Annotated in this window: 10 protein-coding genes and 1 other RNA gene; 5 read left to right on the top strand and 6 right to left on the bottom strand. The window is 43.6% G+C overall.

Features of this window, described 5'->3' with window-relative positions; genetic code table 11:
* Positions 1-14: 14 nt before the first annotated feature.
* Positions 15-196, bottom strand: a non-coding RNA gene (ssrS, locus tag GQR89_RS17060) — 6S RNA.
* A 210-nt stretch (positions 197-406) separates the two neighbouring features.
* On the opposite strand from ssrS, the gene GQR89_RS17055 reads away from it, so the two are divergent.
* From GQR89_RS17055 to GQR89_RS17035, 5 genes are all read left to right on the top strand, one after another.
* Complete coding sequence (locus GQR89_RS17055) at positions 407-976, top strand: UPF0149 family protein (RefSeq protein ID WP_158771156.1); 570 nt, start codon at positions 407-409, stop codon at positions 974-976.
* 13 nt (positions 977-989) lie between these two features.
* Complete coding sequence (gene pepP, locus GQR89_RS17050) at positions 990-2318, top strand: Xaa-Pro aminopeptidase (protein ID WP_158771155.1); 1329 nt, start codon at positions 990-992, stop codon at positions 2316-2318.
* 47 nt (positions 2319-2365) lie between these two features.
* On the top strand, positions 2366-3577 hold the full coding sequence (locus GQR89_RS17045) for an FAD-dependent monooxygenase (protein WP_158771154.1): 1212 nt from the start codon (positions 2366-2368) through the stop codon (positions 3575-3577).
* Positions 3578-3614: 37 nt separating this feature from the next.
* Positions 3615-4082 (top strand): Cys-tRNA(Pro) deacylase, encoded by a 468-nt coding sequence (gene ybaK, locus GQR89_RS17040; RefSeq protein ID WP_158771153.1) that lies wholly within the window; start codon positions 3615-3617, stop codon positions 4080-4082.
* A gap of 275 nt (positions 4083-4357) precedes the next feature.
* Complete coding sequence (locus GQR89_RS17035) at positions 4358-4966, top strand: MarC family protein (protein ID WP_158771152.1); 609 nt, start codon at positions 4358-4360, stop codon at positions 4964-4966.
* 61 nt (positions 4967-5027) lie between these two features.
* Here the strand turns inward: GQR89_RS17035 and GQR89_RS17030 are convergent, their stop codons facing one another.
* The 5 genes from GQR89_RS17030 to GQR89_RS17010 are packed head-to-tail and all read right to left on the bottom strand — an operon-like array spanning position 5028 to position 13066.
* Entirely contained in the window at positions 5028-7067 is a 2040-nt protein-coding gene (locus GQR89_RS17030; RefSeq protein WP_158771151.1) for a hypothetical protein, read from the bottom strand.
* Positions 7064-9439: a DUF4175 domain-containing protein gene (locus tag GQR89_RS17025; protein WP_158771150.1), complete on the bottom strand. Its 2376-nt coding sequence runs from the start codon at positions 9437-9439 to the stop codon at positions 7064-7066. Before GQR89_RS17025 ends, GQR89_RS17030 begins: the two co-directional genes overlap by 4 nt.
* The gene (locus GQR89_RS17020; RefSeq protein WP_158771149.1) at positions 9439-11091 is read right to left on the bottom strand and encodes a BatA domain-containing protein; all 1653 of its coding nucleotides are present in this window, start codon (positions 11089-11091) and stop codon (positions 9439-9441) included. The genes GQR89_RS17025 and GQR89_RS17020 overlap by 1 nt, the downstream gene beginning before the upstream one ends.
* Positions 11092-11093: 2 nt before the next feature.
* Positions 11094-11996 (bottom strand): DUF58 domain-containing protein, encoded by a 903-nt coding sequence (locus tag GQR89_RS17015; protein ID WP_158771148.1) that lies wholly within the window; start codon positions 11994-11996, stop codon positions 11094-11096.
* 2 nt (positions 11997-11998) lie between these two features.
* The gene (locus GQR89_RS17010) at positions 11999-13066 is read right to left on the bottom strand and encodes a MoxR family ATPase (protein WP_158771147.1); all 1068 of its coding nucleotides are present in this window, start codon (positions 13064-13066) and stop codon (positions 11999-12001) included.
* Between the last annotated feature and the right edge of the window lie 53 nt (positions 13067-13119).

Here is a 13119-nt window from a genome sequence, read left to right as displayed (position 1 = left end):
TATATGTAAGATTGGTGTCTCCCGAAATGCCGCTGTTCGGTGTACGCCCGTGAACCGAAAGTTCAGGGCGGAAGTATCATCATTGCCGTAGGCGTCTCGATACGAGCCGAGCTTGCGCAATAGCGATGGAATCAACTTCCTAGGTAAAAAGCATCGGCCAGGGACATTACTGAACTGGCAAACATCCCAGGAGACATAGTACATGCACATTGTTGAGCATGTTTTGAACGAAAATCGATTACTTTTATGCTTGCATAATCACAACCGCGAATTCGACGCCATTATAGTATGTTCTGGGGGGAATGTTCCAATTTCATTTCACTTACTGGCAAATTACTCATGTGCTGGGCATGACCTGATTTGACCATAGTGATAGAATCAAGCATTAACAATACGGGATACTGCTTTGAATACTCAACAACAAAACTACGAACAGATTACGGCCGCGCTGCAGCGCAATAATATTTTAGCCAGTGCAGCTGAAATTCAAGGGCTGTTTTGCGGCATGCTAGGTGGTGGAATGCCTTTAGAATCCCAAGATTGGGTTGACGCGGTGGCAGATTTTGTTAATCAAGGTGAGCCGTTAACAAAAGAAATTGTGCAGTTGTTGACAGAGTTGTATAACGAAACTTGCCAGCAATTACTTGAAAGCGATTTCTCGTTCGCCCTTTGTTTGCCAGATGATGCCGCTCCTATTAATGAACGTGGTCAGGCCTTACTCGAATGGGTTCAAGGTTTTATGCTTGGTTTTGGCTTACATCAAGACGATCTCACTAATTGTTCTGATGATGTAAAAGAAGCCCTTGAAGATTTTGCCGACATCGCTCGTATGGATGAACAAATGGCCGAAGGAGAAGAGTTTGAACAGGCATTATTCGAGGTAGTTGAATACGTGCGTGTCAGTGCGATGTTGTGTTTCAACGAATTAGGCAAATCGCCTGAAGAACAACAAAGCCAACCAAAAACGGTTCATTAAGTATGTTAATGGCATGATAGATTTTGCTAAAAATGAGTTCATTGAGCGGCGCCAACAACTACTAAGTAAAATGCAAAGCAATAGCATTTGTATTGTGCCAAGCGCGACGTTATTGACGCGTAGCCGGGACACAGAATTTCCATTTCGCCAAGACAGCTATTTTCATTACCTATGCGGTTTTCCCGAACCTGACGCGTGGCTGATTTTATCTAATTCTGCTGAATATCCCGTGGGCCTTTGCGTATTGTTTTGTCAGGACAAAGACCCGAATGTTGAGATGTGGCAGGGTCGACGTATTGGCCCTCGCGTGGCAAAACAACAATTTGGCTTTGATATTGTATTTGATATCGAAGACATAGATGAAAGATTGCTTGAATTAATAGATGGTCATCAGCAACTCTATTTCGCTTTAAATGAATATCCTGAGAGCGAAGAACGCATATTGGATTGTTTATCTCAGCTTCGTAGTGCACCTAGGCAGAGTCAAAGTGCTCCTGCGAGCTTAGTCGACAGCCGAGCGTTATTAGATGAAATGCGTTTGTTTAAGTCTCCTTACGAAGTCAATATTATGCGTAGGGCAGCTGAAATAAGTGCGCAAGCTCATATAAAAGCCATGCAGTTTGCTCAGACTGGGCGTTTTGAGTATCAATTAGAAGCAGTGCTACACCATGAATTTGCCATGCAAGGCGCAAAACATCCTGCATATAGCACAATTGTCGGGTGTGGTGAGAACGCCTGTATTTTGCACTACACCGAAAACAGCGATGAACTAAAAGCGGGCGATCTGGTATTAATTGATGCTGGGTGTGAATTACAAGGCTACGCAGCTGACATCAGTCGGACATTTCCTGTATCAGGGAAATTTTCAGCTGAACAACGTGAGTTGTATCAGTTAGTACTGGATGCGCAAATAGCGGCATTTGACTGTATTAAACCCGGTGGCACTGTATCTAAAGCAAACCGAGTAGTGGTAGAGGTAATAACTAACGGGCTTCTCGAATTAGGTTTGCTACAGGGCACTGCAGCAGAGAATATTGAACATCAGCATTACAAAGCCTTTTTTATGCATGGCTTGAGCCACTGGTTAGGGCTTGATGTGCACGACGTGGGTAATTACAAAGTCGACGGGCGTGACCGGCCATTAGCGCCAGGTATGGTATTAACTATCGAACCCGGTATTTATATCGCCCATGATGCGCCAGTAGCAAGGCGGTGGCGAGGTATAGGTATTCGAATAGAAGATAACCTGCTAGTGACTGAAAGAGGGCATGAAGTGCTGACCCACGGTGTACCAAAAGAAATTGAGCAAATAGAAGCGCTCATGGCGCAGCGCAATGTCTAGTCGTAAGTTTACGCAATGAAACGAAACCCTAAATAGGACAGCAATTGATGCAAAGTTATGATGTGGTTGTCATCGGTGGTGGTGTTGTCGGTTTAACCGTAGCACTAACGTTAGCTACCAGTGAACTTAATGTTGCGGTTATTGACGCTCAAGTCGGTGATAAGCCATTGGGTGTTACGCCGCATTTGCGCGTAAGTACTTTCACCCTTGCTACGCAAACGGTTATGCAAAAATTAGGTGCGTGGCAACTTCTTGATCAATCTCGTCTATGTGCTTATCAACATATGTCAGTATGGGATCAAGACAGTTTTGCCAATATAGGCTTTTCTCATGACGATGTGCAGCAGTCTTATTTAGGTCATGTAGTCGAAAATCAGAATTTACGTCGTGCATTATGGTTACGCGCACAGCAAAGTGCCAAAATCACCCTTATTGCGCCCAACAAAGTCAATAAGATGGTGTTTGGCCAGCAAGAGAGCTTCTTAACGTTAGATGATGACACTATGCTCAGTGCGCGCCTTATCGTAGGAGCAGACGGCGCCAACTCGATGGTACGTCAAAACGCTAATTTACCCCTCACATTTTGGGACTATGAGCATCACTCGATTGTTGCAACTATCAAAACTCAGTTCCCCCATGAAAATACCGCACGTCAAGTATTTACGGCCCATGGGCCTCTTGCGTTTTTACCCTTGTGGGATGAGCACCATTGTTCAATCGTTTGGTCTCAGCAAGAACCAATGGCTAAACAGCTGATGAGTTTAGATAACGAAGCTTTTGCGAAAGCATTAATGGCCACATTTGATATGCGATTGGGCATATGTGAGGTTGTTAGCGAGCGTCAAAGTTTCCCGCTTAAAATGCGTTATGCTAGGCAGTGGGTGACGGATCGAGTCGCTTTGGTTGGCGATGCTGCACATACTGTTCACCCGCTAGCAGGCCAGGGCGCAAATCTTGGTATCATGGACGCTGTGGCCTTAGCCGAGCAAGTTATTAAAATCTCAGAGCAAGGTAAAGATATTGGCCTAGGCAAAAATTTACGCCCATACGAGCGCTGGCGTAAAACAGAAGCTGTAAAAATGATTGCCACAATGGAATCGTTTAAGCGCTTGTTTGACGGCGCTAACCCTGTACAAAAACTTGTTCGGGATATTGGCTTATCGGCGATGAATCATTTACCCAAGGCTAAACAAAATATTGTGCGCCATGCCATTGGTTTAAGTGGTGAGCTTCCTGTTTTAGCCATGGATAAAAAATAACTCGGGATTAATCGGAAAACACAATAAAAGGTATAACATGACACCTGCGATTAACTTATTGCTCAAGTATAAAATTGCGCACGAAGTGCTGCAGTATGCACATGATGCGAATGCCGAATCATTTGGTTTAGAGGCTGCACAGAAATTAAACCTAGCTGCTAACTTAGTGTTTAAAACACTGGTGGTGAAGCTCGATACACAAGCTCTATGCGTAGCCATATTGCCCGTTGAGCATAAGCTCAGTATGAAGTTATTGGCGAAGTCAGCGGGGGCAAAAAAGGCACAAATGGCTGATAAAGCAGAAGTCGAGCGAGTGACCGGATATGTGCTAGGTGGCGTGAGTCCTTTGGGGCAAAAAAAGACCTTGATGACAATTATTGATAGTTCCGCATGTCAACTACAGACCTTTTACGTCAGTGCGGGTAAGCGAGGATTAGAAATAGCACTCACACCAGATGATTTAGCCTCTGTGTTAAATGCAAAGTTCGTTGATATTTGTCAGTGAAAAACACCTTACACTTAAGCGACGATGCCGTATTTTAATCGCTTATCCTACCTATTTCACGACTACTAGATACATTAGATAACACTTTTACTATCGACTAAATAGCCCTCTATATGCTATATTCCCCGCTTAAACGGTGTTAAATCATTTCACCTTGTCGTTATTTTATTTACTAAGGAGTATCAATTCTCAACATATTATTTAGGTAACACCCCCACTCTTGTTAGGGTAGTATTTATTACCTTACTCCGTGACTTTTCTTCCGTAGGAGCCATATGAGCGAATTAATACCGATTTTTATTTTCTTCTTTGCCGTCATTGACCCTATCGGTAGCGTGCCTGTTTTTATTGCGACTACCACAGACTTTGATGCCAAAGCCAAGCGCCATATCGCCTACAAAGCTATTTGTGCCGCTGCCGGTATACTGCTGTTTTTCATTGTGGCTGGTGAGTATGTGCTGTCAGCAATGGGAATACCACTTTCTGCCTTTGAAATAGCCGGTGGTATTGTGTTGTTTCTTTTCGCGTTAACGATGATCTTTGGTGAGGGTAAAGCTAAGAGTGAGCTTCGCATGGCTAAGTCGGTCACTGAAACGGCTATTTTCCCGTTAGCAGTGCCGTCTATCGCTAGCCCAGGTGCTATGCTCGCTGCAGTTATGCTAACTGAGAATGCCCGGTATACTGTAGCCGAACAGGCCACAACAACGGGTATCATGTTGTCAGTGCTTTTAATTACGCTTATTTTGCTGTTAACGGCTGGGCCAATTCATAAAGTTATCGGTAATGGTGGGGCTAATATTGTTAGTCGCGTAATGGGGTTAATATTAGCTTCTGTTGCTACCGCCAGTATTCTTGAAGGGATTAAAACCTATTTTGCGTTATAAAATAACCGTTTTATAACTATCGCTTTATTACTACCTACATACCGTGCGCTTGCTCAGAATTTTAGAGCAAGCGCCGGGCTATCCATAACAGGGTCAGTAGTAGCAACAACAAGCCATAAAACCAACCTTTGTGTAACGAACTATCATATGTATTCACGGCGATTTCGGGTGCTGATGCGGCTACTTCTGTGCTAGCTAAATGTTTAATGGACTGCTGCCAGCTAGGCCATGCATCACTTGGATAGACATAGCTGTATTGCTCTGTAACTGATGCCGTTAATTGCTTGTTAGCTTGTTCGGTTGTATGCGTTTTAGCGGTATAGATACGATGCCAGCCAGGGAATTCAGGCCAATAGTGAGCGCACCACCAAGCCGACTGTTCTGGAAGTTGATTTAAAAATAACGGCTGCTGTGTGAGGGCTTGGTTGTTAACGCGCTCGATAAACGCGTGTGGCTCGACAAGATCTAATCCATCACTGCGCGAAGTCAAACACGCATTTACGAGATTATGTACTAACGTTAGTTGATCTTGCTGCTCGTTTTGCCATTTATTTTGCTGGGTATTACGCGCAATTTGTTTTAACAAGTAATGCCACAGATACGTGTAATCGCCTCGCGTCTCATTGAGTTTCCACACATAGGTACGCGGTAACAAGGTAAGCGCTACTTGCCCGAACCCGTTTTTGATACGCTTAACTAAGGCACGTTGATTCGTGGCTTTGAGTAATACATCACCTTTTTCATCGCTGAATCTTAGCGGAGATACGCCAAGTAACTGACTGCTATTGGCGTTACTTGGCGCTATGTATCCATCGACGTTGCCGATAGCTAGCTCATCTGCAGCTTGTTTATCTTCTCGTACTTTTGGGATATTAAGACTGTTTTCTTGGTGTGTATCTGTGTTCAGATTGCTACTGGCTAAATCATTATCGGCTAAAATAAGCAAACCTAATCCGTCTTGTACCGCTTTTTGTAATCGTGTCCGTTCATTTGCTGAAAGGCGTATGAGTGCGCGTCCATCGATTATCAAAACATCTGTCTTATCAAGCGCTTGATTGCTATAAAAACCATCGTCAGAGTGATCCCCAGCATCCGTTTCGGGTTGATTGAACGTTTGTCGTAGATAGGCATCTTGACTAACTTGTGTGACAACTGTCACCTGACTACCCGCAGCGCCGACCCAGTCTTTAATATGCTTAGTTTCGAAAGATGGCGACGATTGCCAAATGGCCAAACGCAGCCCAGCTGGTTTTTCAACAAATACCGCTATGTCGCTTAGCTCAAGTATGTTTTGCTCGTTACCTCGTTCTATTAACTTTAATTTATAGAGCCATTGGCCAGCTGCTTTAGGTCGAGTATTTAGGTTAAATGCTTGTCCGGCTTCTAGCATCAGTTCTTGTTGCACATCACCGCTTGGTGAGAGTAGTTGTAATGAATATTTAATAACGTCTTTATTATCAGCAATAACACGCGTGTCAGGGCCTTGTATGGCGCCACTGATAGTAAGTCGTTCACCGAGGATGAGTTGTTTATTCCAACTCATATTTACTAAACCTACCGTTTTATTTCCAGGCGTGAATGCTACGGCGATACTGCTAGTGTGAGTGTTGCCCCATCTAGGTTGACTAGCGAACAAGGCTTGCCATTGATATGGGCTTAATCCATCACCCAACACCGTTATTTTATTAACATTAGGCATGGTTTTAACAAGTAGAGACGGTGATGATAAATATATCGCATTGGCCAAATCCAAATTACGCTCTAACGTAAACAGCTTGTTGTTAAGTGATTTATCATCGACCACTGTGTTTAGCTTATCTTGGCTTACGCCAGGCGTAATGAATATGGCTTGATTAGTTTGTGTACTGACATAGTTGATATCTAACACGGTTCCCAGAAGTGCTATAAATGCTAAGGAATTTAGGCTTAATAGTAAGCATGAAACATAAAACTTAGATTTAGATAACCGGCGATAAATAAATAGATTACCCAATAACCATGCAGCCAGTAACATCGAGCCTAATATAGCGCATTGAACTAACGACATATTAGCAGGCGTAGATACCGTATATGCGCCAAATTGTGCTATTTGCCAGCTCATTGTTGCTCCTTGCCACGTAAAAATTCTGCATAGTGCGTAATGGTAGATTGAGAATTACTGTAAGGCCGATTAGGTTGCCCAGGGCTACTTTTGGCTGCTGGTAAAAGCTGCCATAGCTGTTCTTGCAATTGTTGCGCGCACAATTCACATGTTGGGGGATAGCGTTTATTCGCACTTTGAATTTGTGCTAGCAGCGCTAATGCATGAATGACATTAGGATCGTTAATTAGCCTTTTCTGAAGCAATGCGTCGGTATCTTGCAGTACTTTGATTTCGTCCCCATTGAAAGGTAATGCTGGGCGCAAAGGGTTGTTGAGTAGTGTGAGCATTCGCGCGAGTGTTTGCGCCTCATTTTCATTTTGAACAGTAGGTATGTTGTGTTTCTTATTCTTAATATCATCCAACTTGCCTTGATAGCGGCGTTTCTCGCTGACAGGTGGAGGCTCAAACCCTAATCGTTTCACATAAATTCGCTCAGCTTTTTTGGCCCGGTTTAGCCACAGTAAGGCTTGTTCTTCATGGGGCAGGGCATCTTGTGGACGATTCAACAAAAGTTGACTCTCAGCTTGCCACATGTATCCAATGGCCCGTTTCATCATTACACGTGGATTTTGCTCTACCGAGTCTTTGCTTTTAAATATGGCGATATCAGTTTCGCCATGGGCATGGCCAAACTGTTCCAGCATTGATTGATAACCAGATTTATCATTTATATTCTGTTGTTCATGAGCATCGTGCCCTTCGTGATCATCCGCTTCGTCACCGTCATCATGACCCGTATGTTCCTCGGTTGTGATGCGCTCTTTACTGTCGCCATCTTCCATAGAACGCGTGATTCCACTGACTTCATCCCCTACAAATTGACCGTATTTATGTTTTAAATCGGCTTGGGCAATACCTAAGCCTTGAGATGAATGCGTAAATTCTGCATCGCTTAACGCCCCACTTTCTTCAATCAGCGATTTAGTATCTATGATTATTTGCCGCTGACTTTTGAAATAGGCTGGCATATTGTTGACTAAGGTACCTTCACTAAAAACCCTTTCAACATCTTCATCTAACCAGCGCACAATCTTGCTCGACGACCGAGTTAATTGACGTTCAGGTTGGCGGTTATCCCACGCTCTGATACTGAAATACAGCTCATCCCCAGGCGCCATTCCAAGTTCGATTAAATCCCATAATTTGCTATAAATTTGTTGGCCCTCTTTATTGTTAGCGGTCACACTATCGAAGGAAAATACACTGTCTCGAAACTTAACGGATTCACCCGAGCCTTTAGCGACCGAAGCAACAATCTCAATTTTACTTAAGCCAAAATCATCACTTATTAGCGCTTGAGTGTTTATCAAAGGTTTAGATACATTGTCAGCAGTTTGAACCTCAGTGATGGTTGCTTGAGGCGTTATATAAGTGATTTTTGGAGGATAGTCAGGTGTTACGCTAATCGTATGAACCGCAATAACTCGCTGTTTTGCATCGAGTATTTGGTAAACGCAAGCGCGTTGAATAACCTTTGATGCGGTAAATAATCCATCGGCGGTTTGGACTAATTTTACGCTGTCATCAGCATTAAATTTGAGCGTGTACTGTGCATCACTGATAGAAAAGTCGAAACGCCAAGATACCTTACTGCCAGCAAGTACTTGCGCATCTAAAGGTTGCATTTGATGGGCTAAATAGCCTGCTTTACCAAGGGCATATTCAGGCGCAACGACATCTAGTTGCGCCGAGAGAATGTTGGCTAATGTATCGGTATTACTATTTTCAGCACTGCGGCTTTCATGGAGAGACGTTTGTTCAACTAACGATGGATTCATATGTCCATTGCCAACAGTAAAAGACCACAATAGGAGACATACTATTGCTGTCAAAAAATTGAGTATCAGCAGTACTTTAAGTGGATAATGTACCGCCAAATCAATGGTTTTATCGTTACTCAAATTATCGAAAGCACCTGCAACACGTTTGCACTGTAGGCGCTGTATGCTGCTCGGTAATGGTTCTGAGGAGGGAGCTAAAGAGCTCTTTTGACCGTCAAGTGTTAGCAGCAGTTCGCAGCTCTCTTCAAGGGCCGTAAACCGTCGGTTGAGATGTTTTGCTAAATTGCTCAGAGTGATCTTTTTATAAGAGGGGCGTATAAAACCCAGCAGCAAAATCAAGGGTGTTGCACCCAGCAACATCACGTACTGACTGTAACCGAACCATAGAGAATCTCCCGGGGTAAATGCAACATAAAGTATTAAAGCAAGCACAAACAAAAGAGGCGAGCACTGCAGCATATGTTGCAGTAATTTACGTTTTTTACTCTTTTGTAATGCTCGCTTTAAGGTATGCAATCGTTGGGCGTGAGACATTCGCTTCTGTGCCATTACTTAGCCCTGCCGAGCGCACTTGCTTTAGGTTTATACTCTGACCAAACTCGCTCGGTACAAAACGCAGCTATCAGCAGAGTGAGTAACCAAAAATGAATGTCATCTTCGCTACGCCTATAAAACTGTGCTTGATTGAAATTCTGCTCGAGGGACTTATTTTGCAACCCTCCAGTATGTTTTATCTGAGATCTATCAGCAGTATTCACATCGCTTTTCTTTGCATGATTAGGCGCGATATCGCTAGTAATTTGTGCTTCAGTGATCTGAGCTCTATTGAGATAACTTTCACGATAAGGACGTTCATTCAAAAGACTATCCAAGGCAAATGGAAAGTCTAAGTGCGTTACCCAGTCTGTCCAATTCGTCTCAAAACGACTGTAAAATTTAATTACCTGACCATTCTTCTTTTGTGGGCTAAATGTGGTTCTGGTTAACACGTTTTGTCGGTCGGGGGTTTGCCATAGGATCTCTTCTTTTGCATCAGGATTTACTTTCTGCAAAAACGGTAACATCGTCGCTGGCTCACCTATTTGGCTTAACTTTATGGGGCTGGTGATATCTTTTGCGCTTGGGTTTCTACCTATGTCAAAAATAGAGCCCCTCATAGAAGTATGTGGTGCAATAACAAGCCAAGTTCCTTGTTTATGTTTTTCTAGGGCAGTTAGAAATAGTTGCCCGCCATTTTGTACATATTGATTTAAGTTACTTAGCGATACGGGGTTGGGAATTACTTCTCCAAGGTAGAATACCCAGTCGTAACGAGCTAACTCGGTCCAACCGGAAAACGTTGTAAGCAGCGCTACATCAAATTGTATTTCGCGTTCGCTTCGGGTATTGATGGCATTAAATGCAGCGCGCAAATAATCTACTTGAGGTTGCTTTGTATCGCTCGAGAGCAGCAGTATTTTTGATATTAATTTGTTATTGGGCACATCTGTTGTTTTTAATATATGCCACTTTATCTGTGCTGGCACTGCAACACGTTCGTTATTGAACTGGGCTAAGTGATTAGTGGCAAATACCTGAATATTGGCCGGGAGTACATTCGGATGGGTGGCACTAAAATTGGCAACTTGCTGCCAAATCGTTAATTGAAGATCGCCAGGTAAAATGCGATCCCTCAATAAATCATCTATGTCTAAAGTAGCGAGCGTTATTGCTTCCTGATGATTAGATTTGTAGCCGTTGCCTGACTGATAACCGTTATTAGCGGTCATATCTGGATCAAACGAGCCTTCGCTGTCATCTAACAATATTAAGCGTTTTTCGGTCTCCTTTTCGAGCTGGTTAAATCCCTTAATAAACGTCTTTTTTTGCTGCTGATTGGCGGCGGCTAGCCAACCATGGCTCACGATAAAATATTTGACCTTGTTATCGTTCTCGGTTGGCTTTACACACTGGGCTAGCAATAAGCTGAGTAACAGCAAAATCACTATACGTAGTGCTAATAATAGCCACTCACTGAGGCGCATAGCATTAGGTATTGTGCTCTGTTTTACGGGGATCAGCGCAAATTGAGAAAAGGAAATAAGCGGCGCTTTGCTTTTGCTAAAAAAGTGAATGGCAAGTGGGATCACGCACGCGAAAATACCAAGTAACCACCAAGGTGATAGCCACGCGCTAGTCAATGCATTGAAAATATTAGTCACGCTTATCTGACCTTTCTGCGAGAAGCTAAATAGGCATGTACGCTTTCATCTAATGGCTGATCGATATTGGCAGTAAATAGATTAACATTCTGGGCTGTTAATCGATTCTGTAAATCCACTTGGAAGTTTTGATAGGCTGCAAGATAAGAGGCTTTTACATCTTGGCTTGAAACGAGTCTTTGTTGCTGTGTTTCGGGATCTTCAACACGTATCGCCCCTTTATACGGGAAAGCGACTTCGTCGTCACAAATCAACTGTATAGCGACCAGCTCATTTTTACTGTGATTCAATGGCTGCATGAAATCGAGTATTTCCTGATCGTGCTGAATAAAATCGCTGAGCACGAAGATCAATCCTTGGGGTCGTATATTACCAAGTTGTGCGTGTAAATTTTCTTTGTTTGGAAATTGCTTACCTACTTTCAGTTGGCTTAACTGCAACATCAATTTATGCCAGTGGCGCTGTCCCGATCCGCAGGGCAGGTAGTCAATCTGTTGATCAGACAAGCCAATAAGACCGACTGAGTCACCCTGTTGCTGAGCGATATAAGCAATGGTAGCCAGAAAATAGCGTGCATAATCAAGTTTATGCCAGCCATTTTGTGCCCTACTAGCGACTGACTGTTGCAGCATAGATTGACTGGCATCGAGTACTAACCAAATATGCGTATCACTTTCACGTTCGGCTTCACGCACAAAATAACGATCTGAGCGTGCAAACAATTTCCAGTCCACTTTACCTAGCTCATCTCCGGGTTCATAACTACGGTACTGACTAAACTCGATACCTGAACCCTTTTGTACGCTGGTGTGTTGCCCTTGCAATATACCTTCTGCCACAGTTTTGGCTACCAAAGGCATGTCTTTAATTCGTGAAAGGGTAAGGGGGTCAATCCATTGCTGCATGGTTAGCTTACGTTGCCATTAGGTGCTGCAGACGCTAATGGGCTTTTTGGCAAAGGTGTATTCTTAAGCAGATGCTCGATTACTGCGTCGGTATCAATATTTTGTGCCTCAGCTTGAAAGTTTAGCAGTATTCGATGGCGCAGCACGCCGTGGGCAACACTGTGAATGTCTGCCAGGGTTACGGCGAAACGCTCACTTAGCAATGCATTGGCTTTGGCGCATAAGACCAATGCTTGACCGGCACGAGGGCCTGCCCCCCAGCGTACGAAATCGACGACTTGTTGGTTATCACTGCCCTCTGGACGCGTATTACGGGTTAGTGCACTGGTATATTCAAGTAGGTCAGAGGAGATATCCACTTGGCGTACGACGCCTTGCAGTGTAAGAATATCTTGGGTATGCAGTACTTCTTTTAACGTGGTACTTTGCGTGCCTGTGGTGCGTTTTAGAATTTCAACTTCTTCAGCCGCACTTGGATATCCCACTCGCACAAACATTAAAAATCGGTCTAATTGGGCTTCAGGTAATGCATAGGTGCCTGACTGTTCAACTGGGTTTTGTGTAGCCAACACAAAGAATGGTTTAGGCAAGGGATAAATACTACCAGCATAGCTGATAGTGCGTTCTTGCATGGCCTCGAGCAGGGCCGCTTGTGTTTTTGGTGGTGTGCGGTTTATTTCATCCGCCAGCAAAATATTAGTGAAAACGGGGCCTTGCTTAAACTTAAAAAAACGCTCGCCGCTGTCATGGTCGGTTTCCAATATTTCTGTGCCTATGATGTCGCTTGGCATTAAGTCAGGGGTAAATTGAATACGTTTATAATCTAGCTCCAATGTTTTAGCCAGCGAACTGACCATTAGGGTTTTTGCCAAACCTGGTGCACCCTCAAGCAAACAATGTCCCCCTGCTAGCATAGCGACCAATAATTGCTGAACCACGTCCTGTTGGCCAACAATTACTCTTGCTATCTCGTCTTTCACTGAGGTAAGTTTGGCGAGTAACCGTAAAATAGTTTGCTCAGATAAAGTGTCGTCTTGAGCCAGTAACTCGACGTTTTCAGTTGTGCTCATGGTCATACTACCTGTGGTTTTAATTATATGCGCATGCGTTGCGCTATTAGTTA

This window comes from Paraglaciecola sp. L1A13, from assembly GCF_009796745.1.
In the GTDB taxonomy this organism is placed as follows: Bacteria; Pseudomonadota; Gammaproteobacteria; order Enterobacterales; family Alteromonadaceae; genus Paraglaciecola.
Note: the sequence above shows the minus strand (reverse complement) of the source record. Positions and strands in the feature narration are given on the sequence as shown.

Bases quoted from the DNA above. Each gene is read 5' to 3' on its own strand.
- pepP (WP_158771155.1), top strand. From the start codon at position 990: ATGATAGATTTTGCTAAAAATGAGTTCATTGAGCGGCGCCAACAACTA.
- GQR89_RS17045 (WP_158771154.1), top strand. From the start codon at position 2,366: ATGCAAAGTTATGATGTGGTTGTCATCGGTGGTGGTGTTGTCGGTTTA.
- ybaK (WP_158771153.1), top strand. From the start codon at position 3,615: ATGACACCTGCGATTAACTTATTGCTCAAGTATAAAATTGCGCACGAA.
- GQR89_RS17035 (WP_158771152.1), top strand. From the start codon at position 4,358: ATGAGCGAATTAATACCGATTTTTATTTTCTTCTTTGCCGTCATTGAC.
- GQR89_RS17030 (WP_158771151.1), bottom strand. From the start codon at position 7,067: ATGAGCTGGCAAATAGCACAATTTGGCGCATATACGGTATCTACGCCT.
- GQR89_RS17025 (WP_158771150.1), bottom strand. From the start codon at position 9,439: ATGGCACAGAAGCGAATGTCTCACGCCCAACGATTGCATACCTTAAAG.
- GQR89_RS17015 (WP_158771148.1), bottom strand. From the start codon at position 11,996: ATGCAGCAATGGATTGACCCCCTTACCCTTTCACGAATTAAAGACATG.
- GQR89_RS17010 (WP_158771147.1), bottom strand. From the start codon at position 13,066: ATGAGCACAACTGAAAACGTCGAGTTACTGGCTCAAGACGACACTTTA.